The sequence below is a fragment of the Janthinobacterium paucivorans genome (assembly GCF_051380805.1).
Taxonomy (GTDB): Bacteria; Pseudomonadota; Gammaproteobacteria; order Burkholderiales; family Burkholderiaceae_D; genus Janthinobacterium; species Janthinobacterium lividum_D.
On record NZ_JBNYXR010000009.1, the window covers coordinates 17,170 to 43,560 of the forward strand.

25 protein-coding genes are annotated in these 26,391 nt (G+C 59.0%); 22 read left to right on the plus strand and 3 right to left on the minus strand.

Annotation, left to right across the window (positions count from 1 at the left end; genetic code table 11):
• Nucleotides 1-6: 6 nt before the first annotated feature.
• Nucleotides 7-2,574 (minus strand): [protein-PII] uridylyltransferase, encoded by a 2,568-nt coding sequence (locus ACQ4V8_RS12585; RefSeq protein ID WP_010397612.1) that lies wholly within the window; start codon nucleotides 2,572-2,574, stop codon nucleotides 7-9.
• Between the two features lie 36 nt (nucleotides 2,575-2,610).
• A complete protein-coding gene (map, locus tag ACQ4V8_RS12590) occupies nucleotides 2,611-3,423 on the minus strand; it encodes a type I methionyl aminopeptidase (RefSeq protein ID WP_436571580.1) in 813 nt (270 codons plus the stop codon).
• A 414-nt stretch (nucleotides 3,424-3,837) separates the two neighbouring features.
• On the opposite strand from map, the gene rpsB reads away from it, so the two are divergent.
• From rpsB to ACQ4V8_RS12680, 18 genes are all read left to right on the plus strand, one after another.
• A complete protein-coding gene (gene rpsB, locus ACQ4V8_RS12595; protein ID WP_010397614.1) occupies nucleotides 3,838-4,590 on the plus strand; it encodes a 30S ribosomal protein S2 in 753 nt (250 codons plus the stop codon).
• 158 nt (nucleotides 4,591-4,748) lie between these two features.
• Nucleotides 4,749-5,660 carry a translation elongation factor Ts gene (gene tsf / locus ACQ4V8_RS12600; RefSeq protein ID WP_010397617.1) on the plus strand — a complete coding sequence of 304 codons (912 nt, stop codon included), beginning with the start codon at nucleotides 4,749-4,751 and terminating at the stop codon, nucleotides 5,658-5,660.
• Between the two features lie 147 nt (nucleotides 5,661-5,807).
• Nucleotides 5,808-6,524, plus strand: a complete 717-nt coding sequence (gene pyrH, locus ACQ4V8_RS12605) for a UMP kinase (protein ID WP_070347215.1) — start codon at nucleotides 5,808-5,810, stop codon at nucleotides 6,522-6,524.
• 175 nt (nucleotides 6,525-6,699) lie between these two features.
• Nucleotides 6,700-7,260, plus strand: coding sequence for a ribosome recycling factor (gene frr, locus ACQ4V8_RS12610; RefSeq protein WP_010397622.1), 561 nt, complete (start codon nucleotides 6,700-6,702; stop codon nucleotides 7,258-7,260).
• Between the two features lie 99 nt (nucleotides 7,261-7,359).
• A complete protein-coding gene (gene uppS / locus ACQ4V8_RS12615) occupies nucleotides 7,360-8,127 on the plus strand; it encodes a polyprenyl diphosphate synthase (protein ID WP_029496362.1) in 768 nt (255 codons plus the stop codon).
• Entirely contained in the window at nucleotides 8,127-8,960 is an 834-nt protein-coding gene (locus ACQ4V8_RS12620; protein WP_436571581.1) for a phosphatidate cytidylyltransferase, read from the plus strand. The genes uppS and ACQ4V8_RS12620 overlap by 1 nt, the downstream gene beginning before the upstream one ends.
• Before the next feature lie 8 nt (nucleotides 8,961-8,968).
• Nucleotides 8,969-10,153: a 1-deoxy-D-xylulose-5-phosphate reductoisomerase gene (gene ispC, locus ACQ4V8_RS12625; RefSeq protein WP_070347216.1), complete on the plus strand. Its 1,185-nt coding sequence runs from the start codon at nucleotides 8,969-8,971 to the stop codon at nucleotides 10,151-10,153.
• Complete coding sequence (rseP, locus tag ACQ4V8_RS12630) at nucleotides 10,150-11,511, plus strand: RIP metalloprotease RseP (RefSeq protein ID WP_436571582.1); 1,362 nt, start codon at nucleotides 10,150-10,152, stop codon at nucleotides 11,509-11,511. Before ispC ends, rseP begins: the two co-directional genes overlap by 4 nt.
• A gap of 83 nt (nucleotides 11,512-11,594) precedes the next feature.
• Nucleotides 11,595-13,931: an outer membrane protein assembly factor BamA gene (gene bamA / locus ACQ4V8_RS12635; RefSeq protein ID WP_436571583.1), complete on the plus strand. Its 2,337-nt coding sequence runs from the start codon at nucleotides 11,595-11,597 to the stop codon at nucleotides 13,929-13,931.
• 51 nt (nucleotides 13,932-13,982) lie between these two features.
• A complete protein-coding gene (locus tag ACQ4V8_RS12640) occupies nucleotides 13,983-14,501 on the plus strand; it encodes an OmpH/Skp family outer membrane protein (protein ID WP_010397635.1) in 519 nt (172 codons plus the stop codon).
• A gap of 149 nt (nucleotides 14,502-14,650) precedes the next feature.
• Nucleotides 14,651-15,706 carry a UDP-3-O-(3-hydroxymyristoyl)glucosamine N-acyltransferase gene (gene lpxD / locus ACQ4V8_RS12645; protein ID WP_029496364.1) on the plus strand — a complete coding sequence of 352 codons (1,056 nt, stop codon included), beginning with the start codon at nucleotides 14,651-14,653 and terminating at the stop codon, nucleotides 15,704-15,706.
• Nucleotides 15,703-16,185 (plus strand): 3-hydroxyacyl-ACP dehydratase FabZ, encoded by a 483-nt coding sequence (gene fabZ / locus ACQ4V8_RS12650; protein WP_010397639.1) that lies wholly within the window; start codon nucleotides 15,703-15,705, stop codon nucleotides 16,183-16,185. Before lpxD ends, fabZ begins: the two co-directional genes overlap by 4 nt.
• A complete protein-coding gene (gene lpxA / locus ACQ4V8_RS12655; protein ID WP_010397640.1) occupies nucleotides 16,185-16,973 on the plus strand; it encodes an acyl-ACP--UDP-N-acetylglucosamine O-acyltransferase in 789 nt (262 codons plus the stop codon). The genes fabZ and lpxA overlap by 1 nt, the downstream gene beginning before the upstream one ends.
• Nucleotides 16,957-18,132, plus strand: a complete 1,176-nt coding sequence (lpxB, locus tag ACQ4V8_RS12660; RefSeq protein ID WP_070346662.1) for a lipid-A-disaccharide synthase — start codon at nucleotides 16,957-16,959, stop codon at nucleotides 18,130-18,132. Before lpxA ends, lpxB begins: the two co-directional genes overlap by 17 nt.
• A gap of 44 nt (nucleotides 18,133-18,176) precedes the next feature.
• Nucleotides 18,177-18,815, plus strand: coding sequence for a ribonuclease HII (gene rnhB / locus ACQ4V8_RS12665; protein ID WP_010397646.1), 639 nt, complete (start codon nucleotides 18,177-18,179; stop codon nucleotides 18,813-18,815).
• Nucleotides 18,812-19,597 carry a TrmH family RNA methyltransferase gene (locus tag ACQ4V8_RS12670; protein ID WP_010397649.1) on the plus strand — a complete coding sequence of 262 codons (786 nt, stop codon included), beginning with the start codon at nucleotides 18,812-18,814 and terminating at the stop codon, nucleotides 19,595-19,597. The genes rnhB and ACQ4V8_RS12670 overlap by 4 nt, the downstream gene beginning before the upstream one ends.
• Nucleotides 19,598-19,618: 21 nt before the next feature.
• Entirely contained in the window at nucleotides 19,619-19,816 is a 198-nt protein-coding gene (locus ACQ4V8_RS12675) for a hypothetical protein (protein WP_436571584.1), read from the plus strand.
• A 104-nt stretch (nucleotides 19,817-19,920) separates the two neighbouring features.
• Nucleotides 19,921-20,202 carry a hypothetical protein gene (locus tag ACQ4V8_RS12680; RefSeq protein ID WP_010397652.1) on the plus strand — a complete coding sequence of 94 codons (282 nt, stop codon included), beginning with the start codon at nucleotides 19,921-19,923 and terminating at the stop codon, nucleotides 20,200-20,202.
• 52 nt (nucleotides 20,203-20,254) lie between these two features.
• On the opposite strand, the gene ppsR is transcribed toward ACQ4V8_RS12680, so the two are convergent.
• Nucleotides 20,255-21,103, minus strand: coding sequence for a posphoenolpyruvate synthetase regulatory kinase/phosphorylase PpsR (ppsR, locus tag ACQ4V8_RS12685; RefSeq protein ID WP_010397654.1), 849 nt, complete (start codon nucleotides 21,101-21,103; stop codon nucleotides 20,255-20,257).
• 152 nt (nucleotides 21,104-21,255) lie between these two features.
• Here ppsR and ppsA point away from each other — a divergent pair, with 152 nt between their 5' ends.
• From ppsA to ACQ4V8_RS12705, 4 genes are all read left to right on the plus strand, one after another.
• Nucleotides 21,256-23,688 carry a phosphoenolpyruvate synthase gene (gene ppsA / locus ACQ4V8_RS12690; RefSeq protein ID WP_010397656.1) on the plus strand — a complete coding sequence of 811 codons (2,433 nt, stop codon included), beginning with the start codon at nucleotides 21,256-21,258 and terminating at the stop codon, nucleotides 23,686-23,688.
• A gap of 165 nt (nucleotides 23,689-23,853) precedes the next feature.
• Nucleotides 23,854-24,351: a Dps family protein gene (locus ACQ4V8_RS12695; RefSeq protein ID WP_010397658.1), complete on the plus strand. Its 498-nt coding sequence runs from the start codon at nucleotides 23,854-23,856 to the stop codon at nucleotides 24,349-24,351.
• Between the two features lie 178 nt (nucleotides 24,352-24,529).
• On the plus strand, nucleotides 24,530-24,946 hold the full coding sequence (locus tag ACQ4V8_RS12700) for an NfeD family protein (protein WP_010397660.1): 417 nt from the start codon (nucleotides 24,530-24,532) through the stop codon (nucleotides 24,944-24,946).
• Between the two features lie 15 nt (nucleotides 24,947-24,961).
• Complete coding sequence (locus ACQ4V8_RS12705; protein ID WP_010397662.1) at nucleotides 24,962-25,906, plus strand: SPFH domain-containing protein; 945 nt, start codon at nucleotides 24,962-24,964, stop codon at nucleotides 25,904-25,906.
• Nucleotides 25,907-26,391 lie beyond the last annotated feature (485 nt).

Sequence of the window (26,391 nt, forward strand, 5' to 3'; positions counted from 1 at the left end):
AGGTCGTTACACTTTCAGCGCATCGAGTAAATCGGTTTCCAGCAATATCTGGTTGCGGGCATTGTTGAGCGCGGGACCGTCGACGAGGAAGACGTCTTCGACCCGCTCGCCCAGGGTCATGATCTTGGCCGTGTGCAGGTTGATGCGGTACTTGGTCAGCACATTGGCGATCGTATAGAGCAGGCCCGTGCGGTCGTTGGCGGCCACCGACAGCAGGTAGTACTGGCCCTTTTCATCGGGCCGCAAGTCTACCGTCGGCTGGAAGGGGAAGGTGCGCGACAGACGCGACAGTCTTCCCTTGCCCGGCGGCGGCAGCGGCGTTTGCGACTGCAACAGTTTGCCCAGCTCATGCTCGATCAGGCTGATGATGTCGCGGTAGCTTTTGGCAAAGTTCTGCTCGGTGACGAGAAAAGTATCGAGTGCATAGCCATTCCTGGTCGTGTGGATCTTCGCGTCGAGGATGCTGAAATTCTTGCGGTCGAAATAGCTGCAGATGCGCGCGAACAGGTCGGGCTGATCGGGTATGTAGACGGCTACTTGCAAGCCTTCGCCGATCGGCGCCAGCCGGCATTTTACCACCGGCAACTTGCTGTCGAGCTTGTCACACAGCGAGCGCGTCTGCCAGGCGATGTCAGAGGCGTCATGGCGCAGAAAATACGCAACGTCCAGTTGCTGCCACAGTTTCAGGTGTGCATCCGGTGGCAAGCCGTACAGGCGTAGGGTGGCCAGCGCTTCCTGCTGGCGGTTTTTCAGCTCGCGGTCGGCCGTATGCGGCTCGCCACCGAGCACGCGCAGGGTGATTTTGTATAAGTCTTCCAGTAGCTTGCCCTTCCAGGCATTCCACACTTTCGGGCTGGTGCCACGGATGTCGGCCACCGTCAGCAGGTACAGGCCCGTCAGGTGGCGCTCGTCCTTGACCACTTTCGCAAAGGCTTGCACGACGTCGGGGTCAGACAGGTCCTGCTTTTGCGCCACTTGCGACATCGTCAGGTGATTTTCTACCAGGAAGGCGACCAGTTCCGTGTCCTCTGCCGACAGGCCGTGATCCTGGCAGAACTGGGTGACGTCGGCCACGCCCAGCTTCGAGTGGTCGCCGCCGCGGCCCTTGGCGATATCGTGGAACAGGGCTGCCACGTACAGCAGCCACGACTGCGAGAAATCGGCCATCAGTTGGCTGCAGAACGGATATTCGTGGGCATGTTCGCTCATCGTGAAGCGGCGCATGTTACGCACCACCATCAAAATATGCTGGTCGACCGTGTATACGTGGAACAGGTCATGCTGCATCTGGCCCACGATGCGGCGGAAATTGGGCAGGTAGCGCCCCAGGATGCTCATCTCGTTCATGCGTCGCAATGCGTGGATGATGCCCACGGGCGCTCGCATGATGCGCAGGAACAGGGCGCGGTTGACGTCATCCTGGCGGAAGGCGGCATCGATCTTGAAGCGCGCGTGCCACAGCGCGCGCGTGGCGCGCGAGGTCATGCCCTTCAGCGCCGGGCGTTCCGTCATCAAGACAAAGATTTCCAGCATGGCCGATGGATATTGCTCGAACGTATCGTCGGCGCTAATGTCGATCAGGCTGTTGACTTCATTGAAGCGTTCGTTGATGGGCACGGCCACATCGTCTTGCGGAAACAGCCGTGCCTCGATATTTTGCAGCAAAATCGTGTTGAGCTGGGTCACCGTCTTGGCGGCCCAGTAATAGCGCTGCATGAGAAATTCGCTGGCGCGGCGCATGTGCGGGCCGCTGCCCGTCGCTTGCAAGCCCAGCGATTCGGCGATGGCCGTCTGTATGTCGAATACCAGGCGGTCTTCGCGCCGACCCGCATGCAGGTGCAGGCGTACGCGGATATCTTTGAAGGCGCGCTCCTTTTCCATCAACTGGCGCGCTTCGGTGAGCGTAATCAGACCGCTGGTGGCCAGGGTGCGCCAGGAATTGGCCAGGCCGGCCGCCTTGGCGACCCATAAAATCACCTGCAAGTCGCGCAGGCCGCCGGGGCTTTCCTTGCAATTCGGTTCCAGGCTGAAGGCTGTGTCTTCATATTTGGCATGGCGCTGACGCATTTCCGCCGTTTTCGCCTGGAAAAATGCCTGCGGCTGCATGGCGGCCTGGTAGCGCTGCTGTAATTGCGCGAACAAGTCCGCGTTGCCGCACACGAGGCGCGCCTCGAGCAGGCTGGTTTGCACGGTAATATCAGCTTTCGATTCGACCATGCATTCTTCGACCGTGCGAATGCTGTGGCCGATCTCCAAGCCCAGGTCCCACAGCAGTTGCACCAGTTCTTCGAGCTTTTCTTGTGTTTGCGCATCGGGCGATTGCTGCAGCAAGATCAGCAGGTCGACGTCGGAATACGGAAACAGTTCACCGCGGCCATAGCCGCCCACACCCACCAAGGCCGTGCCAGGCGGCAAACCTGCTTCCTGCCAGGCGCGCGCCAGCACGCCATCGACGCTGTGGCGCAGGCTGCGCAGCAGTTTTTCAGGCTTGCCGTCGGCCTGGAAGGCCGCAATGACGACCTGGCGGTCGGCTTTCAGTTGCTGTTTCAGCTGTTCCCGAACTTGCTTTTTCATCTGGGCCCTGGGGTGGCGGTGCGTGGGATGGAAAAATCAGGCTTTGTTCAGGATCAAGGCGGGCGGCGGCGGCATGCCGGGCGAGACGGTCAGCACTTCGTAGCCCGTCTCCGTCACCAGCACCGTGTGTTCCCATTGCGCCGACAAGCTGCGGTCCTTGGTTTTGATGGTCCAGCCATCGTTCATCTCGCGGATCTCGCGGCGGCCCGAGTTGATCATCGGTTCCACGGTAAAAATCATGCCTGCTTCGAGGCGCTCGAGAGTGCCTGGTTTGCCGTAATGCAACACTTGCGGCTCTTCATGGAAGACCTTGCCGATGCCGTGACCGCAGAATTCGCGCACCACGCTATAGCCAGCCTTTTCCGCATGTTGCTGGATGGCATGGCCGATATCGCCGAGGTGGGCACCCGGCTTGATCTGGTCTATGCCCAGCCACATGCATTCATAGGTGATCTCCGACAGGCGCTTTGCCAGGATGGTGGGGGTGCCGACGAGGAACATGCGGCTATTGTCGCCGTGATAGCCATCCTTGATGACAGTGATGTCGAGGTTGACGCTGTCGCCGCTCTTCAAGACCTTGTCGCCCGGAATGCCATGACAGATGACGTCGTTGACGGAGGTGCAAATGGCCTTCGGGTAAGGCGTGTAGCCGGGCGGGCAATAGTTCAGCGGGGCCGGGATGGTGCCTTGCACGTTGAGCATGTATTCGTGGCACAGGCGGTCCAGTTCGCCTGTCGTGACGCCCACCTTGACGAAGGGAGTGATGTAATCGAGTACTTCAGCGCCGAGTTTGCCGGCAACGCGCATGCCTTCGATGTCGGCGGCGCTATTAATACGGATGGTAGGCATGGTGTAAGTCGCAATCTGCAAAATTTCCGGCTGAAAAGCGCGGGTGAAAAGCACAGACGATTTCCATGGTGCGGAAAAAAGTCTGCAAATATGTTGAAATTATAAACGAGGCGCCCTCAATTCGCCGCCTTCTTCCCATGGCCGGGCGGCGATTTGTGCGCAAATCGGGATGAACCGCCAGCTCGGCTACGCCTGGCGCCAGCGTGGTACATCGAGCGCTTCCCCAAGGGCCGGCGATTCGCAGTGCAGACTTGATGCGGCCGTCATTTCGGTGTAGAATTCTGGGTTGCTTGAATTCTCTTTTAGGCAATGCAGTAAAACAGTGTATTTAATCAATATAAACACGCGAATCCGGTCGACAAGGGTGCCTCTATGGTGACTGATCGGATTCCAGACCCAACCCTGGAGTTAATAATGTCCGTAACAATGCGCGAAATGCTGGAAGCCGGTGTCCACTTTGGTCACCAAACCCGTTTTTGGAATCCAAAAATGGCACCGTTCATCTTCGGCCATCGCAACAAGATCCACATCATCAACCTGGAAAAAACCATGGCGATGTACCAGGACGCAATGAAGCACGTGCGTCAACTGGCTGCAAACCGTGGCACCATCCTGATGGTCGGCACCAAGCGTCAAGCTCGCGAAATCATCGCTGCTGAAGCGCAACGCGCTGGCGTGCCTTTCGTTGATCAGCGTTGGTTGGGCGGCATGCTGACCAACTTCAAGACGATCAAAACGTCGATCAAGCGTCTGAAAGACATGGAAGTGATGATCGAAGACGGTTCGATCGAGAAGCTGTCGAAAAAAGAAGCGCTGATGTTCTCCCGCGAAATGATCAAGCTGCAAAAATCGATCGGCGGCATCAAGGACATGGGCGGCATTCCTGACGCAATCTTCGTTGTAGACGTCGGCTACCACAAAGGTGCGATCACTGAAGCGGCTAAACTGGGTATTCCGGTCATCGGCGTTGTCGATACCAACCACTCCCCAGAAGGCGTGAACTTCGTGATCCCAGGTAACGATGACTCCTCGAAAGCCATCATGTTGTACGCTCGCGGTGTTGCTGATGCAATCATCGAAGGCCGTGCAGCTGCCGGTAACGAAGTTGTTGAAATGGTTAAAGCAGCCGCTGGCGACGAATTCGTCGAAGTAAACGAACAGGCTTAATGGCCAGGCTATCGCGAGATAGCTGTTTGTAAGCACAGCAGTAAGGGAAAAGGGGTGGCAGCAGCTCCCCCTTTTTTTTAACAAAAAAACGATAGTGACCGCTGGCGAGGCATATCTGCCCGGCCGCGACTGTCGACTCACCGAATCAGGAGAAACACATGGCAGCGATTACAGCAGCGATGGTAGGCGAATTGCGCGGCAAAACCGACGCACCAATGATGGAATGCAAAAAAGCACTGACCGAAGCCGAAGGCGACATGGCGCGTGCGGAAGAGATCCTGCGCGTCAAACTGGGCGGCAAGGCATCGAAAGCATCGGCACGCATCACCGCTGAAGGCGTCGTGGCAACCTATATCGCCAATGGCGTAGGCGCCCTGGTCGAAGTGAACTCGGAAACCGACTTCGTTGCGAAAAACGACGATTTCCTGGCACTGGCCAACAACGCTGCCCGTCTGGTAGCAGAACACAACCCGGCTGACGTAGCTGCCTTGCTGGCCCTGCCACTCGATGGCAAGACACTCGATGAAGTGCGCGCTGCCTTGATCGGCAAAATTGGCGAAAACATGACCATCCGCCGCTTCCAGCGCTTCGAAACGAGCAACAAGCTCGCTTCGTACCTGCACGGTGCGCGCATCGGCGTGATCGTCGAATTCGACGGCGCCGATGAGCAAGTAGGCAAAGACGTGGCCATGCACATCGCGGCCATGAAGCCAGTATCGCTGTCTTCGAACGAAGTTCCTGCGGAACTGATCGAAAAAGAGCGTTCGGTTGCCCAACTGAAAGCCGAAGAAGACGCAGTCAAAGCGGCCGCCGAAGGCAAGCCAGCACAATCGCCGGAAATCCTGGCCAAGCGCCTGGAAGGCTCGGTACAGAAGTTCCTGAAAGAAGTGTCGCTGCTGAACCAGGCTTTCGTGAAAAACGACAAGCTGTCGGTTGAGCAAATGCTGAAGGCGGCTAACACCAGCGTCAAAGGCTTCGCCATGTACGTGGTAGGCGAGGGCATCGAGAAGAAGCAAGACGACTTCGCAGCAGAAGTCGCAGCACAGATGGCTGCCTCCCAGGGAGCGTAAGTAAAGCGGGCCGAGAGGCCCGTTTTTTTGGCCCGCCCGCACCTGTTGTGCCGGGCGGCGGCATGGGCAGTTGCGCACGCCTGTCCGGCGCTGCAAAGCGCTGCGCCATGTCATACTCGAATAACCTCATTTATGGAGCCCCAGCTCATGTCAAAACCAGCCTACAAGCGCGTCCTCCTCAAGTTGTCCGGCGAAGCCCTGATGGGCGATGATCCCTACGGCATCAACCGCGCCACGATCGAGCGCATGGTGGCCGATGTGGCCGAGGTGGCGAAATTGGGTGTGGAACTGGCAATCGTAATTGGTGGCGGCAATATCTTCCGCGGCGTCGCGCCTGGCGCGCAAGGCATGGACCGCGCCACCGCCGACTACATGGGCATGCTTGCCACCGTGATGAACGCACTGGCTCTGGCCGATGCGATGCGTCACGTCGGCATCACTGCACGCGTCATGTCGGCCATCGGCATCGAACAAGTCGTCGAGCCATATGTACGTCCGAAAGCCCTGCAATACCTGGAAGAAGGCAAAGTGGTTGTCTTTGCCGCCGGTACCGGCAATCCGTTCTTTACCACCGACACGGCAGCCGCTCTGCGCGGTTCCGAGATCAGTGCCGAGATCGTCCTGAAGGCCACCAAGGTTGACGGTGTCTACACGGCTGATCCGAAGAAGGATCCGAACGCCACCCTGTTCCATACGATTACGTTCGACGATGCCATCTCCAAGCATCTGCAAGTGATGGATGCCACCGCATTCGCCCTGTGCCGTGACCAGAAACTGCCGATCAAGGTGTTTTCGATCACCAAGCCAGGCGCCCTGATGCGCGTCATCATGGGTGAAGATGAGGGCACGCTGGTTCACGTATAGAAACAAGGAGCACCGAGAAGCGTCCATGGCTGCGTTGCAGCGCCTCGCCGTATTCGTACCGGCTTCGGCACTGCGCCTTGCCCTGAACGGTTTTCGGCACTCCCAACTGCGCGGGTTTGTTTCTTGAATCTGGCAAAGTAGAATATTCATTATTATCAAGACAAGGAGTACAGCAATGTCCTTAGCTGACGTTAAAAAGAACACGCAGGAACGCATGACCAAGTCGCTGGAAACACTGCGGGCCGACTTGGCCAAAGTGCGTACCGGCCGCGCTCATACGGGTATCCTCGACCACGTGATGGTCGATTACTACGGGTCGCCGACGGCGCTGACCCAGGTCGCCAACGTGACCCTGGTCGACGCGCGCACCATCGGCGTGCAGCCGTATGAAAAAAAGATGGCCAACACCATCGAAAAAGCTATCCGCGATGCTGATCTGGGCTTGAACCCATCGGCACAGGGCGACCTGATCCGCGTTCCTACTCCGCCGCTGACGGAAGAGCGCCGCAAGGAAATGGTCAAATTGGTCAAGAGTGAAGCGGAAGACGCAAAGATTGCTGTGCGTAACATTCGTCGCGACGCGAACGAGTCGCTGAAGAAACTGGTCAAGGAAAAAGCCTGCTCCGAGGACGATGAGCGCCGCTCGTCGGAAGAAGTGCAGAAACTGACGGATAAGTTTATTGCTGACATCGACAAGATGGTGGTCGACAAAGAAAAAGAAGTGCTGACAGTCTAGTTTTCAGTCCTTTTGATGCTGCCCGGGAAAGCACGGCTTTTCCGGGCAGTGCTATTTGGCGCATAATAGTCATCTTTTATTTTTAGTGTTCGTGTTTTCATGATCTATTCGAGTTCGACAACGGCAGTACCTGAGGTTGGCACGGTGCCGCGCCATGTGGCAATCATTATGGATGGTAACGGCCGCTGGGCAACCAAGCGCTTCCTGCCGCGCGTGGCTGGTCACGTCAAGGGTGCGGACGCCGTGCGCGGCATCGTTGAGGCCTGCCTTGCACGGGGCGTTCAATATCTGACCCTGTTTGCCTTCAGCTCGGAAAACTGGCGCCGCCCGGAAGAAGAGGTGTCGATGTTGATGCGCCTGTTCGTCACCATGCTGGAACGCGAAGTGGTCAAGATGCATGCCAACGACATCCGCTTGAAGGTGGTGGGCGACCTGTCGCGCTTCAACGACGAGCTGCAAACCCTGATCGCCAATGCCGAACGCAAGACGGCGCGCAATACGCGTCTGACGGTGACGATCTGCGCCAATTACGGCGGCCGCTGGGACATCATGCAGGCGGTCAACAAAATGACGGCCGAGGCTGCCAACGATGGCCAGCCTGCCGCGCAGGCTTACACGGAAGAACAATTGGCGCCGCACCTGGCCATGGCCTACGCACCCGAGCCCGACCTGTTCATCCGCACTGGGGGCGAGCAGCGCATTTCCAATTTCCTGCTGTGGCAACTGGCATACACGGAACTGTTTTTCACCGACACTTTCTGGCCCGACTTTAATGGCGAGTGCCTCGACGCGGCAATCGCGTCTTACCAGCAGCGCGAACGGCGCTTTGGCCGTACCAGCGCGCAATTAACTGAAAAGACAAACTGATGCTGAAAACACGGATAATCACCGCCCTGGTCCTGTTGGCGGTCTTGCTGCCGGTTCTGTATCTGAATTACTTCCCTGCCTTCGCCGTGATCGCCACGGCGTTCTTCGGCGCCGCCGTATGGGAAAGCTTCCGCATTTTTAAAAATCGCCAGGCGCTCTTGATTGCTGCCGTCTGGACTGCTGCCTTCGCGTATACGTTTTTTGTCGGTAACGGCATGGCGCAGCTCAATTTCTGGTTTGCCCTGTGCGTGGCCATCTGGCTGATCCGCTTCGCGCCCTCGCTGGCGACGGGCTTGCCGCCCACCGAAGGCTTGGGCAATACTTTGCTTAGTCTGGTGTATCCGGTCACCATCGTCGGCTGCTTCGTCGCCATCATTGCCTTGTTCCTGCATAGCCCGTTGTTCCTGCTGTCCGTCATGGCGCTGGTCTGGATCGCCGACGTCGGCGCGTATTTTTCGGGCAAGGCTTTCGGCAAGCGCAAGCTGGCGCCCAGCATTTCCCCGGGTAAATCTTGGGAAGGTGCCATCGGCGGCGGCATCGCCGTGCTCGTCATCGCCGCCATCACCATCGCTGCTGCGCCTTCGTTGCCGGTGCTGCAAGATACCTTTGCCGTGCAGTTGCAATTGCGCCGCGGCTCGCTGGTGACCTTGCTGGTGCTGCTGCTGGTCGTCGCTGCCAGCATCGTCGGCGACCTGTTCGAATCCCAATTAAAACGTCGCGCCGGCATCAAGGACAGCAGCAATCTGCTGCCTGGCCACGGCGGCGTACTCGACCGTATCGACGCGTTGATCCCGGTCCTGCCATTTGCTGCCCTGGTGGCCAGCTGGCTTTAAGGAAACTCATGCAATACATCACCATCCTTGGCGCGACCGGCTCGATCGGCGTGTCCACCCTCGACGTGCTCGCGCGTCATCCCGAGCAATACAGCGTGTATGCGCTGAGCGCGCACAGCCGTGTGGCCGAACTGGCCGCCCAGTGCTTGCAGTTCCGTCCGCAGCGCGCCGTCGTCGGCACCGCTGACGCGGCCCTTGAACTGACGCGCCTGCTCCGCGGCCAGGGCGTCGCTACGCAAGTCGATTATGGCGTCGAGGCGCTGTGCGCCATCGCCAGCGCACCACAAGTGACGGGTGTGATGGCGGCCATCGTCGGCGCAGCCGGCCTGGCGCCCACCTTGGCGGCGGCGCGTGCGGGCAAGAAAATATTGCTGGCAAATAAAGAAGCGCTGGTCATGTCCGGCCAGCTGTTCATGGATGCCGTGCACGATAACGGCGCCGTGCTGCTGCCCATCGACAGCGAGCATAACGCCATCTTCCAATGTCTGCCGCATGCGCATGGCCGCGCGCCAGGCGCTGCGGGCGTGGCAAAAATCGTGCTGACCGCTTCCGGCGGCCCCTTCCTTACGCGCGCTGTCGAAACGCTCGATACGGTCACGCCGGACCAGGCATGCAAGCATCCGACCTGGGCCATGGGGCGCAAGATTTCCGTCGATTCGGCCACCATGATGAACAAGGGCCTGGAAGTGATTGAAGCGCACTGGCTGTTCGGTGCGCCAGCCGAGCAGATCGAGGTGCTGATCCATCCGCAAAGTGTGATCCATTCGATGGTGTCGTATATTGACGGTTCCGTGCTGGCCCAGTTGGGCAACCCGGATATGCGCACGCCGATCGCCCATGCGCTGGCGTATCCACAGCGCATCGCCTCCGGCGTCGCGCAGCTCGATTTGGCGCAAATAGCCACCTTGCAGTTCGAGCGTCCCGATTTGCGCCGTTTCCCCTGCCTGGCGCTGGCGTTCGACGCCTTGCGCGCCGGCGGCACGGCACCGGCCCTGCTCAATGCGGCCAATGAAGTGGCTGTGCAAGCCTTTCTCGACGAGCAGATCGGCTTCCGCCAGATCGACCGCGTCATTTCCCACGTGATCGAGACCGTGCCGCATGGCGCCGCCTCCAGCATCGAGGCCGTGATGGAGCAGGACCGCCTGGCCCGCGCGGCCGCGCATGCGTATATCGCCCAGAGGCTGGCAGCATGACGTTGATCACCACCTTGCTGGCCTTTATCGTCGCGCTCGGTTCGCTGATTACCTTGCACGAGCTGGGCCACTACGTGGTGGCGCGCTGGTGCGGCGTGAAAGTGCTGCGCTTCTCGATCGGCATGGGGAAAGTGGTGTATTCGCGCAAGTTTGGCAAGGACCAGACCGAATGGGCTATTTCCGCGCTGCCGCTGGGTGGCTATGTCAGCATGCTCGACAGCCGTACGCAAGACCTTAGCGACTTGCCGGAAAGCGAGTTGCGCCGCGAGTTCACACGCCAGAGCGTGTGGCGTCGCATCGCCATCGTCGCTGCCGGGCCGCTGGCCAATTTTCTCGTCGCCATCGTGCTGTACGCGAGCTTGTTCATGCATGGCATCGAGGAGCCGTCGAGCAAGCTCGGCCCCGTGGCCGAGCAAACGCCGGCCCATGCTGCTGGCCTGCGCAGCGGCGATACGGTTGAAGCGGTCAATGGCAAGGCTGTCGCCAGCTGGTCCGAGTTGCGCTGGGAGCTGATCCAGTCCACCCTCGACAAGCAGGCTGCGCGCATCGAAGTGCGTCGTCCTGATCGTGGCCTGCAAGAAGCGACCTTGCCGACGGCCACTTTGACGCAAACGGACTTGGAAGGCGACGTGCTGGGTAAGCTGGGCCTGACGCTGGCCCGTTCCGCCCCCACGCTGATGGAAATCATGCCTGGCGGTGCAGCCGCGCGCGCCGGCCTGCAAAAAAACGACCAGATTCTGGCCATCGACGAGCAGCCCGTGCACGACGTGGCGCTCGTCATCGCCACCCTCAGCGAGGCACCGGGTCGTACTTTGCAATTGCGCCTCTTGCGCCAGGGCCAGGACCTGAGCTTGCCCATTACGCCTGACGCCGTGCCTGGCGCGGGGGTAAATGGAGCTGTAACAGTTGGTAAGATCCAGGCAAAACTGGGGCAGGTGCCGGATATGATCAGCGTCGCATCCGGACCGTTTTCTGCCGTGCTCAAGGCGTCCTCCAAAGTGTGGGATACCAGTGTCATGAGCCTGAAAATGCTGGGTAAAATGATCACCGGCCAAGTCTCGCTGAAGAATGTGACGGGGCCCATTACGATCGCCGATTACGCGGGCCAGACGGCGCGCATTGGCCTGGTAAGTTATCTGAGCTTCATTGCCTTCATCAGTATTAGTCTGGGCGTGATGAATTTGCTACCCATTCCTGTTCTGGATGGCGGGCATTTGCTGTATTATTCGCTGGAAGTTTTGACCGGACGCCCCTTGCCGGAGCGCGTAGGCGAGATTGCTCAGCGCCTGGGGATGGGTTTGCTATTGACCTTGATGGTGCTTGCCGTCTTTAATGACGTGTTGCGATTACTTAATTAGGGCGCTGGTTGATGCCATTGCGTGAGTCGCACAAGCAATCTTTTGTGTATGTTGTCCATTGATTTAGCCATTGAATAACCCCAATGAAATTACATTCTGCTCGTTTTGCCTTGCCTTCCTTTCGTCGCAGCCTGATCGGCGCCGCCGTCATGGCCTTCTGTGCCGGCCATGCGCTGGCCGTCCAGCCATTTACTGTCAAGGACATCCGGGTCGAAGGGATCCAGCGTACTGAAGCGGGGACTGTTTTCAGTTACCTGCCCGTGCGTGTCGGCGAAACGTTCTCCGACGAGAAGAGCGTCGCTGCCATCAAAGCGCTGTACGCGACGGGTTTTTTCAAGGATGTGCGACTGGAAGTCGATGGTGACGTGCTGGTGGTGCTGGTCGAGGAGCGCCCGGCCATCGCTGCCGTGGAATTTACGGGCACCAAGGAATTTGAGAAAGACGTGCTGGTCAAGGCATTGAAGGAAATCGGTGTCGGCGAAGCCAAGATTTTTGACAAGGCGTCGGTCGACCGCGCGGAACAGGAACTCAAGCGCCAGTACTTGTCGCATGGTCTGTACGGCGTGAAGATCACCACCACCGTCACACCGATCGAGCGTAACCGCGTCAATGTGGTGTTCGCCGTCGACGAGGGCGACGTGGCCCGCATCAAGCAAATTAACATCGTTGGCAACAAGGCTTTCAGCGACAAGGAGCTGCGTGATCAGCTGGCCTTGAACACCGGCGGCTGGTTCAGCTGGTACACCAAGGCTGATCAATATTCGAAGACCAAGCTGACCGGCGATATCGAGTCGCTCAAGTCCTATTACCTCGACCGCGGCTATATCGAGATGCAGGTCGACTCGACGCAAGTGTCGATCACGCCCGATAAAAAAGACATTTACCTGACGATCAATATCACCGAAGGTGAAAAGTACAAGATCGCCGGCACCAAGTTCGAAGGCGAGATGTTCGGCCGCGAAGAAGAGCTGAAGGCCCTCAATCTGATGCGCGAGGGCGAGATCTATTCGGGCGCGCGCCTGACGGCGACGAACAAACGCATCCAGGACCGCCTGGCTACGTTCGGCTATGCCTTTGCCAACGTCAATGCCAATCCGGAAATCAACCGTGAAAAGCATGAAGTGGGTTTTACTTTCTTCATCGATCCGGGCAAGCGCGTGTATGTGCGCCACATGAATATCGCCGGCAACACCACCACGCGCGATGAAGTCATTCGCCGTGAATTCCGCCAGTTCGAATCGTCTTGGTATGACAGCAACAAAATCAAGTTGTCGCGTGATCGCGTCGACCGCCTCGGCTACTTCAAGGACGTCACTATCGACACGCCAGAAGCGCAGGGCACGACCGACCAGGTTGACGTCAACGTGACGGTAGTGGAAAAGCCAACGGGTAACTTCCTGATCGGTGGCGCCTTCTCGCAATCGGAGAAGTTCACTCTGTCGGCATCGATTTCGCAGGCCAACTTCGCCGGTAGCGGCAACACCGTCGGCATCGAACTCAATACCAGCCATTACAGTCGCACGATCGCGTTTTCGCAAACCAATCCGTATTTTACGGACGATGGCATTTCGCGCAGCTTTGAAGTTTACCTGCGTACGACGGAACCGCCAGCGCTCAATATCGGCAGCTACAAGATCAAGCAAACCGGTGGCCGCGTCAGTTTCGGCGTGCCATTCTCGGAAGTCGATACCATCTTCTTTGGCATCGGCGCCGAGCGCTCGCGCATCGAAACCGATCTCACCAGCCCGGTCCGTTTCAAGCAGTACGTGATCGACAATGGCGGCCCGTCGGACGGTATCGGTTCGGCCACCACCAACGCCATCCCGCTGACGGCGGCTTGGCAACGCGACAGCCGCGATAGTGCGCTGACGCCATCGGTCGGTCGTTACCAGCGCGTCAACCTGGAAGCTGACGTGATCGGTAACCAGAAGTATTTCCGTGCCATCTATGAGCACCAGTATTTCCGTCCGCTGTTCAGCAAAGTGACCCTGGCGTTCAAGGGCGAGATCGATTACGGCCACGGCATCGGCAAGCACGTGTATCCAGTCTTCAAGAACTTCTACGGCGGCGGCATCGGTTCGGTGCGTGGCTACCTGAGTTCCTCGCTGGGCGCGGTCGAACCGAGCACCAACGATGCGCTGGGAGGCGCTTCGCGCCTGATCGGTAGCGCCGAACTGCAGATGCCATTCCCAGGTTCGGGCAATGACCGCAGCTTGCGCTGGTTCGGTTTCCTTGACGGTGGCCAGGTCTACCAGGAAGGCGAAAAAATGCGTATCTCGCAATTGCGTTATTCTGCTGGCTTGGGCATCAGCTGGATTTCACCGGTGGGCCCGCTCAAGCTGAGCTATGCCAAGCCGCTGAACGCCAAGCCGACGGACCGCCTGGAGCGTTTCCAGTTCCAGATGGGCACCGGTTTCTAACCGGCCATCTGAACCGGGGCGACAGCTTTTACCTTTTGACCATGGAGTATCATGAACACCGCATCCGCTACTTTGCCCAAGTCCCTTGCCGTGATCGCATTGTGCTGGAGTTCGCTGTTGCCGGTGCAGGCGCAGGCTCAGGAGTCGAAGATCGCCTGGATCAGCAGCGAACGTATTTATAACGAATCGAGGCTGGCGAAAGCTGCCAGCGCCAAGCTGGCTGAAGAGTTCCGCTCGCGTGAAAAAGCCGTGCAGGAACTGGGCAGTCGTTTCAAGGTGGCCAACGAAGCGCTGGAAAAGGACATGCCCACCCTGAGCGAGGCCGAGCGCGCCAAGCGCCAGCGCGAGTTTTTTGAGCTGGACAAGGAACTGCAACGTCGCCAGCGCGAATTTCGCGAAGACTTGAGCCAGCGCAGCAATGAAGAGCGCAGCGCTATCGCTGAAAAAGCCAACGCCATCATCCAGCAGATGGCGCATATCGAAGGATATGACATCGTGCTGCAGGAAGCTCTGTGGGCCAGCCCGCGCATCGACATTACCGACAAGGTCTTGAAGGCGCTGGACAAGTAACAGTAACGGTTTCAAGCCTGATAGTGCCGTAGCGAGCCGATGGGAGTTGTGGTTGAGAAGCGCAGCTGTGCTAAAGCGCAGTGAGCATCGGAGGCCGCAAATCGCGCCGCGCAGCAGGCATCGTCAGGCGTTTTTATAAGGGTATATCGATGGGCACTCGACTAGGAGACTTGGTCGAACGCTTCGGTGGTCAATTGGCGGGCGATGCCAACCTGGAAGTGACAGGGATCGCACCGCTGGCCGACGCTGGCGCTTCGCACATCAGCTTTCTGAGCAATAGTAAATTTCGCGCGCAGGCCGCAAGCAGCGGCGCTGCTGCGTTGATCGTCACGCCTGCCGACGACGCGCTGATCGGCGCCGAGTACGCCGGTGCGCGCATCATCACACCGAATCCCTATGTCTATTTCGCGCGCGCGGCGCAGTATTTCGCCGCCCTGCATGAAATCAAGGCCGCGCCCGGCATCCATCCGAGCGCCTTTGTCGACGCCAGCGCGCAGGTCGATGCCAGCGCCTCAGTCGGCGTGCACGCTGTGATCGAAGCGGGCGCCGTGATCGGTGCCGACTGCGTCATCGGTCCCGGCTGCGTGGTGGGGCGCGACGCCATCATCGGCGCCGGTACCCAGTTGTTCGCCAACGTGACGTTCCATGCGCGCTGCGTGATCGGCCAGCGCGGCATCATCCACTCGGGTGCCGTGATCGGCACCGACGGCTTCGGTTTCGCCAACGAAGGCGGCGTGTATATCAAGATTCCGCAGACGGGCAGGGTGGTGATCGGTGATGATGTCGATATCGGCGCCAACACCACCATCGACCGTGGCGCCCTGGCCGACACCATCATCGAAGATGGCGTCAAGCTCGACAACCAGATCCAGATCGGCCACAACTGCCACATCGGCGCGCATACGGCCATGGCCGGCTGCGTCGGCGTAGCCGGCAGCGCCATCATCGGCAAGTACTGCACCTTTGGCGGCGCCGCCATGGTGCTGGGCCATTTAACGATCGCCGACCGCGTCCACGTCGGCTCGGGCAGCATGGTCTCGCGCTCGATCGCGGAACCGGGCCAGTACACGGGTTTCTACCCGCTGGCCAAGAATGCTGACTGGGAAAAGAGTGCCGCCATCGTGCGCAACCTGTCAAGCATGCGCGAGAAGATCCGCGCGCTTGAAAAAACAATTAAAACACTGACCACGCAAGACGAAAAATGACTACTGAAAAAAAGACCCTCGATATCCTGGCCATCAAATCGCTGCTGCCGCACCGCTATCCGCTGCTGCTGGTTGACCGCGTGCTGGACTGGGAAGCGAACAAATCCATTACCGCGATCAAGAACGTGACGGTCAACGAAGAGTTCTTCCAGGGCCATTTCCCGCACAAACCGGTCATGCCCGGCGTGCTGATGATCGAAGCGCTGGCGCAAACGGCGGCCCTGTTGTCCTTCCTGTCGATGGGCGTCAAACCCGATGAAAATTCGGTGGTCTACTTTGTCGGCATCGACAATGCGCGCTTCAAGCGTCCTGTCGAGCCGGGCGACCAGCTGAAGATGGATGTGGAAATCCTGCGCGTCTCGCGCGGCATCTGGAAATACAAGGCAGTCGGCTCGGTCGACGGCAAAGTGGCGCTGGAAGCGGAGTTGATGTGCACTATCCGCAGCGCGCAGGATGCGAGCCAGCCAGCGGGTCAGTGATGGCGGCCATCCACTCCACTGCAGTGATTGATCCGAAGGCTGAGCTCGATAGCTCGGTCGAGGTCGGTCCGTACACCATTATCGGTCCGCACGTGCGCATTGCGGCCGGCACCAAGGTCGGTCCGCATGTCGTCATCGACGGCCACACAACGATCGGCAGCGACAATCACCTGTTCCAGTTTTCTTCCATCGGTGCGCAGCCGCAGGATAAGAAATGGGCGGGCGAGGCGACGCGCCTGGAAATCGGCGACCGCAACACTATCCGCGAATTTTGCACCTTCAATACGGGAACCGTACAGGGTGGCGGCGTGACGCGTCTGGGCAATGACAACTGGATTTCGGCGTATGTACACCTGGCGCACGACTGCCTGGTGGGCAACAACACGATTTTTTCCAATAATGCCCAATTGGCGGGCCACGTAGAAATCGGCGACTGGGTCATTATGAGCGGATTCGCCAATGTGCACCAGTTCTGCAAGATCGGCGCGCACGCCTTTGTCGGCATGAGCACCAGCCTGACGCAGGACGTGCCGCCTTTTGTCCTCTTGAACGGCAATCCGGCGCAGGCGCATGGCGTCAATATCGAGGGCTTGAAACGGCGCGGCTTCACGCGCGAGCAGATCAATGGCATCCGCACCGCGTATAAACTCATCTACCGTTCCGGCCTGACCTTGGAAGAAGCCAAGGCAGCGCTGTTTGAAGAAGAAATGGCAACGCCGGCAGCGGCGCAGCATATTCGCGCCATGCGCGAATTCCTCGGTGTGGCCTCGCGTGGCATCGTTCGCTGACCACTGCAGCGACCTGTCGGTCGCCATCGTCGCCGGCGAGGTGTCGGGTGACCTGTTGGCCAGCCGGCTGCTGTCGGGCCTGGTGCCGCAGTTGCCCGGCGCGCGCTTCCACGGCATCGGTGGCGAGCACATGGCCAAGCAGGGTTTCGTTTCCGACTGGCCGCTGGACAAGCTGACCGTGCGCGGCCTGTTCGAAATCATTCCCCGCTACCGCGAGATCAAGGGCATCCAGAACGCGCTGCGCGACCAGCTGCTGGCCGAGCGTCCTGCCGTCTTCATCGGCGCCGACTATCCGGGCTTTAACCTGGGTCTGGAGCAGCAGCTCAAGGAAGCCGGCATCCCCACCGTGCACTACATCGGGCCGCAGATATGGGCCTGGCGCGGTGGACGCATCAAGAAAATCATCAAGGCTGTCTCGCACATGCTGGTGATCTTTCCGTTCGAGCAAGAGATTTACCGCAAGGCTGGCGTGCCCGTCACCTATGTCGGCCACCCATTGGCCGAAATGATTCCCTTGCAGCCCGACGAGGCGGCCGCGCGCCGCACCCTGGGCTTGCCCGAGGACGCCAATGTGGTGACCCTGATGCCGGGCAGCCGCATGGGCGAACTTAAATACAATACGGTGGCGTTCGTGACCGCTTGCAAGCTCTTGCTGGCGCGCGACCGCTCGCTGCGTTTCGTCGCGCCCATGGCTGGCGAGAAGCAGCGCCAGTATTTTTTGCAGCTGGTTGCGCAAGCTCGCTTGCAGGACATCGAGATTTTACTCACCGATGGCGGCTCGCACACGGCCATCTGCGCCGCCGATGCGGTGCTGGTGGCCTCTGGCACGGCCTCGCTGGAGGTGGCGCTGTACAAGAAGCCCATGGTCATCGCCTACAAAATGATGCGCGCGTCATGGGAAATCATGCGCCACATGGGCTACCAGCCGTGGATTGGTTTGCCCAACATCCTGGCGCGCGAGAGTTTGGTGCCCGAACTGCTGCAAAATGCGGCCAGCCCCGAGGCCTTGGCCGACGCCATGTGGCAGCAACTGAGCGACGTGCCCGGCCGTCTGCGCCTGGCGCAGCGCTTCACGGACATGCATCACAGCTTGCTGCGCGACAGCGCGCGCGACAGCGCCAACGCCGTCATGCAAGTCATCGCCGCCAGCGGCAAATAAATCGCGAGCACCGCTTCAACCGCATTACCAACCAAAGATTCAACGTGAAAAATATCTATCCTGGCCTGTTTGACGACTTGCCATTCTCGCTCGATGAAATCATCTGCGGTGTCGACGAGGCAGGGCGCGGCCCGCTGGCCGGTCCCGTGTTCGCTGCCGCCGTGATCCTCGATCCGCAGCAGCCGATCGATGGCTTGCGCGACTCGAAAAAACTGAGCGAGGCCAAGCGCGACCTGCTGGCGCCGCAGATCAAGGCCAAGGCCCTGGCCTGGGCCATCGCCGAAGCGTCGGAAGAGGAGATCGACCGCCTGAACATTTTGCAGGCGTCGATGCTGGCCATGCGCCGCGCCGTCGAGGCCTTGAGTATCGTGCCGACCCTGGCCCTGATCGACGGCAATCGCTGCCCCGTGATGCCAATCCGCGGCATGGCCATCATCGGCGGCGACGACAAGGTCGATGCGATTTCTGCCGCCTCGATCCTGGCCAAGACGGCGCGCGATGCGGCCCTGGTGCACTTGCATGCAGCCTATCCCGAGTATTGCTTCGACCAGCACAAGGGTTACGGCACCAAGCTGCATCTGGAGCGCTTGCATCTGCATGGCGCTTCGCCCGTGCACCGCCGCTCGTTCGCCCCTGTGCGTAATGTGATTGCGCTGTTCGGCGCGCAGGAGGTGTCGGCATGAAGACGATTAGCTCGCGCGACAATGCGCAATACAAGGATTTGCTGAAGCTGGCGGGCAGTTCACAGGCGCGCCGCAAGTCGGGCCGCACCCTGCTCGATGGCGTACATCTGTGCCAGTCCTACCTGCAGCTGCGCGGCATGCCGGAGCAGTGCATCGTCAGCGAAAGCGCCTTGCAGAACCCGGAAGTGGCGGACATCGTTGGCCAGCTGGAAAGCCAGCGCGCGCATGTACTGGGTTTGCCCGACGCGCTGTACAAGGCGGTGAGCCAGGTCGAGCACGGCGTGGGTGTGATGTTCCTGATCGAGACGCCGGAACGCGCTGTCGGCGCGCCGCTGAGCGTGTCAGCGGTGCTGCTCGATAATTTGCAAGACCCGGGCAACGTGGGCTCGATCCTGCGCAGCGCCGCCGCTGCCGGTATCACGCAAGTGTATTGCAGCGCCGGCACGGCCTTCTGCTGGTCGCCGAAGGTGTTGCGCGCTGCCATGGGCGCACACTTTGTGCTCGACATCTTCGAGAACGTCGACCTGGCGGCGCTGGTTGCGGGCGCCAAGGTAAGTACCCTGGCCACCAGCGGCTACGCCACGCAGCGTCTGTATGACGTTGACCTGCGCCAGCCCGTCGCCTGGCTGTTTGGCCATGAAGGGCAGGGCGTGGCAGACGACCTGCTGTCGATGGCCACGCAGCAGGTGGTCATTCCCCACCTGGGCCAGATCGAATCGCTGAATGTGGCCGCTTGCGCCGCCGTGTGCTTCTTTGAACAGGTGCGCCAGAGCCAGAGCTGACACTTTACGCTGAGGCCCGCCATGCTTGACCTTCCGCTTTCCCTCTCGCGTGCCGACGATGCGGCTGTCACTGACGCGGCCCGGTGGCGCCAGGTCGCCGCGCTGTATCCTGCGCCGCCCGATGCCATCGTCAATCTGGAGCACGGCTACTTCGGCGCCATGGCGGCGCCCGTGCATGCTGCGTCAGCGCCTGGCCGCGCTGATCCATGCAGGTGCTGATCACGCAGTATCGGGGCTTGCAGGCCGGTGACACCGTGTTGTGGAGTCATCTCGATTATCCGGCTACGCGCACGGCCATGCGCTGGCTGGCGTAGCGCCGTGGTGTGACCAGCACTGAGGTCAGTCTGAGCTTGCCGATCAGCGACGACGAGATCGTCGCCCGCTATGCTGCGGCGATGCAGCAGGCCATCGGGCCTAAACTGCTGCTGTTGTCGCAGGTAACGCCAGCCAATGGGCAGCAGTTGCCGCTGCCCGCCTTGATGGCGCTGGCGCGCGAACATGGCATCGACATCGTGCGCGCCACGGTGGCCGTCACTACCACCACCGCTGAACTGGACCAGTTGGTGATGGCGCTGACGCTGCTTTCAACAGAAACGAACAGCTGACAAACCGACGCAAGCCGCCGATACCGACGCGCAGCAGGTTTGCTCAAGCGTTCTAGTACTCGCGGCGGTTCGGCTTGATCTCTTGCAGGATCGTCGTGGAGATCTCTTCGATCGATTTGGTGGTCGATGAGAGCCAGCGGATGCCTTCGCGTTTCATCATTTTTTCCGCCTCGTTGACTTCGTAACGGCAATTTTCTATGGCCGCATACTTGCTTCCTGCGCGTCTTTCGTTGCGTATTTCCGACAAACGTTCGGGCGTAATGCTTAATCCAAAAATTTTATTCTTAAACTCCAGTAGCGCGGAAGGTAGTTTGTCGCGTTCGAAATCGTCGGGAATCAGCGGATAATTGGCCGCCTTGATGCCGTATTGCATGGCCAGGTACAAGCTGGTCGGGGTCTTGCCAGAGCGTGAAACACCCACCAGAATGACATCGGCCGAGGACAGGTTTTTATGCGACTGGCCGTCGTCGTGCGCCAATGAATAGTTGATCGCTTCGATGCGGTTCTTGTACTCCTCGCTGTCGACGATATTGTGCGAGCGCCCGATGGTGTGGGTCGACATCACGCCCAGTTCCTGCTCCAGCGGTGCGACAAAGGTCTGGATCAGGTCCATATGCATGCCGCTGGACTTGCGGATCACGGCCGATAGGTCGTTCTTCACGAGGGTGGAGAAAATGATCGGCCGCTGACCGTCGGCGGCGAAGGCTTCGTTGATCTTGCGCGCCGCCTCGTAGGCCTTGTCCATGGTATCGATGAAGGGCAGGCGGATCTGGCGGAAGCGCAGATCGAACTGCGTCAGCACCGAGTGGCCGAAGGTCTCGGCGGTGATGCCGGTGCCGTCGGAAACGAAGAAGACGGTGCGGGCCGCGGAGGGCAGAGGGGGGCGTGGATCTTGTGTCATGGGTTTTCGGATCAAGATTGTGCGTCGTCAATTTGCGCCGCACAAGGTAAAATGGTTGGAACGGTATGATTGTGCTGCACGACGCCAAGAATAACAAGAACACTGTCAGTGCGCCGCGCGTAAAGATTTCTATCATCAGTAAGGGTGTCATTATGACCAACGCAGTATCGCAACAGCAGGAAGACAAGGACGCGGTGTATGTCGCCGCGTTCGAGCATTTGCGCATGACGGATGTCGAATCTGTCGGCGGCAAGAACGCCTCCCTGGGCGAAATGATCAGCCAGCTGGCAGAAGCCGGCGTGCGCGTGCCCGGTGGCTTTGCCACCACGGCGCAGGCATTTCGCGATTTCCTCTCGTATAGCGCAAACGGCGGCTTGCCGCTGGCCGAACGCATCGCCCAGCGCCTCGAAGGCCTGAACATCGATGATGTGCGCTCGCTGGCGCAAGCCGGTGCCGAGATCCGTCAGTGGATCGTGGAAACCCCGTTCCAGCCACGCCTGGCCGCAGAAATCGACCAGTTCTACGCCAAGCTGGTCGCCGATTCCGATACGGAAATGTCGTTTGCCGTGCGTTCCTCGGCGACGGCGGAAGACTTGCCGGACGCCTCTTTTGCCGGTCAACAAGAAACCTTCCTGAACGTGGTCGGCATCGACAACGTGCTCGACGCCATGAAACAGGTGTTCGCCTCGTTGTACAACGACCGCGCCATCTCTTACCGTGTACACAAAGGTTTTACGCACGCTGAAGTGGCTTTGTCGGCTGGCGTGCAGCGCATGGTGCGCTCTGACTTGGGTGCGGCCGGCGTGATGTTTACCATCGATACCGAGTCGGGCTTCAAGGACGTGGTGTTCGTCACTTCCAGCTATGGCCTGGGCGAAACGGTGGTGCAGGGCGCCGTCAATCCCGACGAATTCTATGTGCACAAGCCGATGCTGGAAAAAGGCAAGTCGCCTGTGATCCGTCGCAATATCGGCTCGAAACTGCTGAAAATGGAATTTACGCACGAAGCAAAAGCTGGCCGCTCCGTGAAAACCGTCGACGTGCCCGTCGAAATGCGCAACCGCTACTCGCTGAACGACAGCGAAGTGGTAGAGCTGGCAAAGTACGCCGTCATCATCGAGAACCACTACGGCCGTCCTATGGACATCGAGTGGGGCAAGGATGGCCGCGACGGCAAGCTGTACATCTTGCAAGCGCGTCCTGAAACCGTCAAGTCGCAGCAAAAGGCGACCGACGTGCAGGAACGCTTCAAGCTGAAGAGCACCGGCACGGTGCTGACTTCGGGGCGCGCCATCGGCCAGAAGATCGGCGCCGGCCCCGTGCGCGTGATTCACGACCCGGCCGACATGGAGCGCGTGCAGCCAGGCGACGTACTCGTTGCCGACATGACGGACCCGAACTGGGAACCGGTCATGAAGCGTGCCTCGGCCATCGTTACCAACCGTGGCGGTCGTACTTGTCACGCAGCAATTATCGCGCGTGAACTGGGCGTGCCTGCTGTCGTTGGCTGCGGCAACGCCACCGACGTGCTGAAAGACGGCACCTTTGTCACCGTGGTGTGCTCCGAAGGCGACGAAGGCAAGATCTATGATGGCTTGCTGGAAACGGAAGTGTCGGAAGTGTCGCGCGGCGAATTGCCTAAGCTCGACACCAAGATCATGCTTAACGTGGGCAATCCTCAACTGGCCTTCGACTTCCAGTCGGTGCCAAATGCGGGCGTGGGCCTGGCGCGTCTGGAATTCATCATCAATAACAATATTGGTGTGCACCCGCGCGCGATCCTGGAATACCCGAACATCGATGCCGACTTGAAGAAGGCCGTAGAATCGGTGGCGCGTGGCCACGCTTCGCCGAAAGCGTTCTATATCGACAAGCTGGCCGAAGGCATCGCTACCATTGCTGCCGCATTCTGGCCGAAAAAAGTCATCGTGCGCCTGTCCGACTTCAAGTCGAACGAGTACAAGAAGCTGATCGGCGGTTCGCGCTACGAGCCGGACGAGGAAAACCCGATGCTGGGCTTCCGCGGCGCGGCACGCTACCTGTCGGCCGACTTCTCTGAAGCGTTCAACATGGAATGCGAAGCGATGAAGCGCGTGCGCAACGACATGGGCCTGACGAACGTTGAAATCATGGTGCCATTCGTGCGCACCCTGGGGCAGGCGGAGAAAGTCATCGACCTGCTGGCGAAAAATGGCCTGAAGCGCGGCGAGAACGACTTGCGCGTCATCATGATGTGCGAAGTGCCGTCGAACGCCATCCTGGCCGATCAGTTCCTTGATCATTTCGATGGTTTCTCGATCGGCTCGAACGACTTGACCCAGCTCACCCTGGGCCTGGACCGCGATTCCGGCATGGAATTGCTGGCGGCCGACTTCGACGAGCGCGATCCAGCCGTGAAAGCCCTGCTGTCGATGGCCATCAAGGCTTGCCTGGCGCGTGGCAAATACATCGGCATCTGCGGCCAGGGTCCTTCGGACCACCCTGACTTCGCCGTCTGGTTGATGGAGCAGGGCATCGAATCGATGTCGCTCAATCCGGACTCGGTGATCGATACCTGGCAAAAGCTCGCTGCGCTGAAAGCATAAGCATCTTTTCGCCTTCTGAAAACCCGCTGCCGCTCACCTGGCAGCGGGTTTTTTTACGCCTCGCGCATAGATCTCGAGCTGATGCTGGGCGCTGCACGCGCCAGATTGATGGGGTGGCGCAAGATCAGCTAAAATGATTTCACCAACACATAGACCGGAGTTCATATGGCAAGCAAAAAACCAAGCAAGACTACAAAGATCGACATCGGTATTTCCGAGGTGGATCGCGCGAAGATCGCGGAAGGACTGTCCGGCCTGCTGGCCGACAGCTATACCTTGTACCTGATGACGCATAATTTTCATTGGAACGTCAAGGGGCCGATGTTCAACACCCTGCACCAGATGTTCATGGCCCAATATACGGAGCAGTGGGGCGCGCTGGACCTGATCGCCGAGCGTATCCGCGCGCTTGGCTATCCGGCACCGGGCACCTACAAGGAGTTCGTCAAGCTCGCCTCGATCAAGGAAATCGAGGGCGTACCGCCGGCACTCGACATGGTCAGCCACTTGGTGGCGGCGCAGGAAGCGACCGCGCGCACGGCGCGCCGGCTGTTCCCGCTGCTGGAAAAAGCCAATGACCAGCCGACGGCCGATTTGATCACGCAGCGCCTCGATTTGCATGAAAAGACGGCGTGGATGTTGCGCAGCCTGCTGGAAGAGTAAATGCCGGGCCCGCGCCCCTGCTGCTGTCCCGGCTATTGACGCCGTCAGGAATTGCGTTAGACTGTTTGCATATAAGTGTTTGGCAAGAAAAATATCAGGCAGTACTGTGCATTAAACCCCGTCGCTTATATAGGCTGCGGGGTTTTTTTATTTTCGGAGATATAAGGGTGGAGGCATCATGGCTGAATGGGTAGGCTGGTTCGTGGCAGCTGGCATGGTATTGATCCTGGAACTATTTACAGGCACGTTTTATTTGCTGATGATCGCCATCGGTATCGCCGCTGGAGGGCTGGTGGCGCTGGCAGGCGGCAATGGTTTCTGGCAGGCCGTGACAGCGGCCATAGTCGGCGTGGCGGCCACGCTGTTATTGCGGCGCAGCCGTTTTGGCAGGGCGGCGCGGCGCGATGCTGCACAGGATCCGAATGTGAATATGGATATCGGCCAAAGCGTGGCGGTCGCGCACTGGGTCGATGGCGCGGCGCGCGTGATGTATCGCGGCGCTTTGTGGGATGTGGAGTTGATTGCAGGCAGCGATGCGCAGGCCGGTCATTACACCATACGTGCCGTGCGTGGCAGCCGTTTGATTGTTGGATAACCTGGAGAGTAGATTATGGAAGTAAGCATCGGAAGCATGTCGCTGGTCTTGTTATTGCTGGCATTGGTATTTGTCTTCAAGACGGTCAATGTGGTGCCGCAGCAGCATGCCTGGGTGGTCGAGCGCCTGGGCAAGTTCCATGCGGTATTAGGGCCTGGCCTGAATATCGTCGTGCCTTTTGTTGATCGCATCGCCTACAAACATGTGCTCAAGGAAATTCCACTCGACGTGCCGCCGCAGGTGTGCATTACGCGTGACAATACGCAATTGCAGGTCGATGGTATTCTGTATTTCCAGATTACCGACGCCATGCGCGCTTCATATGGCTCGTCGAATTATATTGCTGCCATTACACAATTGGCGCAAACCACCTTGCGTTCGGTGATCGGTAAAATGGAACTCGACAAGACATTTGAAGAACGCGACCATATTAATACGGCCATCGTGAATGCCATCGATGAATCGGCGGCGAATTGGGGTGTCAAGGTATTGCGATATGAAATCAAGGATTTGACACCGCCCAAGGAAATTTTGCATGCGATGCAAGCGCAGATTACAGCCGAGCGCGAAAAGCGCGCATTGATTGCCGCCTCTGAAGGACGCAAGCAGGAGCAGATCAATATTGCCAGCGGTGAGCGCGAAGCGAACATTGCCCGCTCGGAAGGCGAGAAGCAGGCATCGATCAACCGCGCCGAAGGCCAGGCCACCGCCATCGTTGCGCTGGCCCAAGCCAGTGCCGAGGCGCTGCGCCAGGTGGCTGCCGCCATTCGTGAGCCGGGCGGCGAGGACGCCGTCAACCTGAAAGTAGCCGAGCAGTATGTGGGCGCGTTTGCGCAATTGGCGAAAACCAATAACTCGATTATCGTGCCGGCCAATCTGGGCGATATCAGTGGTTTGATCGCCACGGCGATGCAGGTGGTGAAAACGCAGAAGCCGAAAGGCAGCGTGGCGCTGCCCTGATTACTGGACTGCTTGGGTCAATAGCAAGCCCGTAGCAAGTTTTCGTCAATACTGCCCGCTGTATAGCGGGCAGTTTGCATTTGTGCTGCTCCGATTATCTGCTGGCGGCAGGATTGGAGTATCGTCGGATCAATCAATTACGTTGAAAATTTTTTCTTCATGCTATGCTATATGCACTTTCAAGATGATGTGCTGTAAGGCGCCGCTTATTGTCTTGATAGACGTAACATCTGCTGCGCAGGATGCTGGGTGGCGCTTGCAAATGATGCGCGATTGGCGATAGTATTGAGCCCATGCGTATTTTTAATTGCAATTTATAATTATTATAAATCGCAATGAAAAAAGTACGAAAGGTGAATGCAAGCGATGGCCTTGTGTCGAATCGCAGTCGTACGAAACAGCGGTACTTGTGCAGGTCGTCCAAGTTCGATGTGTGCTCGCGTGATTGAAGACTGGTATTGCTTGAAAGCCGGGGAAACAGGTTT

Excerpts from the sequence above, each read along its gene's own strand:
- ACQ4V8_RS12585 (WP_010397612.1), bottom strand. The coding sequence starts at position 2,574 with ATGAAAAAGCAAGTTCGGGAACAGCTGAAACAGCAACTGAAAGCCGAC.
- map (WP_436571580.1), bottom strand. The coding sequence starts at position 3,423 with ATGCCTACCATCCGTATTAATAGCGCCGCCGACATCGAAGGCATGCGC.
- rpsB (WP_010397614.1), top strand. The coding sequence starts at position 3,838 with ATGTCCGTAACAATGCGCGAAATGCTGGAAGCCGGTGTCCACTTTGGT.
- tsf (WP_010397617.1), top strand. The coding sequence starts at position 4,749 with ATGGCAGCGATTACAGCAGCGATGGTAGGCGAATTGCGCGGCAAAACC.
- pyrH (WP_070347215.1), top strand. The coding sequence starts at position 5,808 with ATGTCAAAACCAGCCTACAAGCGCGTCCTCCTCAAGTTGTCCGGCGAA.
- frr (WP_010397622.1), top strand. The coding sequence starts at position 6,700 with ATGTCCTTAGCTGACGTTAAAAAGAACACGCAGGAACGCATGACCAAG.
- uppS (WP_029496362.1), top strand. The coding sequence starts at position 7,360 with ATGATCTATTCGAGTTCGACAACGGCAGTACCTGAGGTTGGCACGGTG.
- ACQ4V8_RS12620 (WP_436571581.1), top strand. The coding sequence starts at position 8,127 with ATGCTGAAAACACGGATAATCACCGCCCTGGTCCTGTTGGCGGTCTTG.
- ispC (WP_070347216.1), top strand. The coding sequence starts at position 8,969 with ATGCAATACATCACCATCCTTGGCGCGACCGGCTCGATCGGCGTGTCC.
- rseP (WP_436571582.1), top strand. The coding sequence starts at position 10,150 with ATGACGTTGATCACCACCTTGCTGGCCTTTATCGTCGCGCTCGGTTCG.
- bamA (WP_436571583.1), top strand. The coding sequence starts at position 11,595 with ATGAAATTACATTCTGCTCGTTTTGCCTTGCCTTCCTTTCGTCGCAGC.
- ACQ4V8_RS12640 (WP_010397635.1), top strand. The coding sequence starts at position 13,983 with ATGAACACCGCATCCGCTACTTTGCCCAAGTCCCTTGCCGTGATCGCA.
- lpxD (WP_029496364.1), top strand. The coding sequence starts at position 14,651 with ATGGGCACTCGACTAGGAGACTTGGTCGAACGCTTCGGTGGTCAATTG.
- fabZ (WP_010397639.1), top strand. The coding sequence starts at position 15,703 with ATGACTACTGAAAAAAAGACCCTCGATATCCTGGCCATCAAATCGCTG.
- lpxA (WP_010397640.1), top strand. The coding sequence starts at position 16,185 with ATGGCGGCCATCCACTCCACTGCAGTGATTGATCCGAAGGCTGAGCTC.
- ACQ4V8_RS12670 (WP_010397649.1), top strand. The coding sequence starts at position 18,812 with ATGAAGACGATTAGCTCGCGCGACAATGCGCAATACAAGGATTTGCTG.
- ACQ4V8_RS12675 (WP_436571584.1), top strand. The coding sequence starts at position 19,619 with ATGCTTGACCTTCCGCTTTCCCTCTCGCGTGCCGACGATGCGGCTGTC.
- ppsR (WP_010397654.1), bottom strand. The coding sequence starts at position 21,103 with ATGACACAAGATCCACGCCCCCCTCTGCCCTCCGCGGCCCGCACCGTC.
- ppsA (WP_010397656.1), top strand. The coding sequence starts at position 21,256 with ATGACCAACGCAGTATCGCAACAGCAGGAAGACAAGGACGCGGTGTAT.
- ACQ4V8_RS12695 (WP_010397658.1), top strand. The coding sequence starts at position 23,854 with ATGGCAAGCAAAAAACCAAGCAAGACTACAAAGATCGACATCGGTATT.
- ACQ4V8_RS12700 (WP_010397660.1), top strand. The coding sequence starts at position 24,530 with ATGGCTGAATGGGTAGGCTGGTTCGTGGCAGCTGGCATGGTATTGATC.
- ACQ4V8_RS12705 (WP_010397662.1), top strand. The coding sequence starts at position 24,962 with ATGGAAGTAAGCATCGGAAGCATGTCGCTGGTCTTGTTATTGCTGGCA.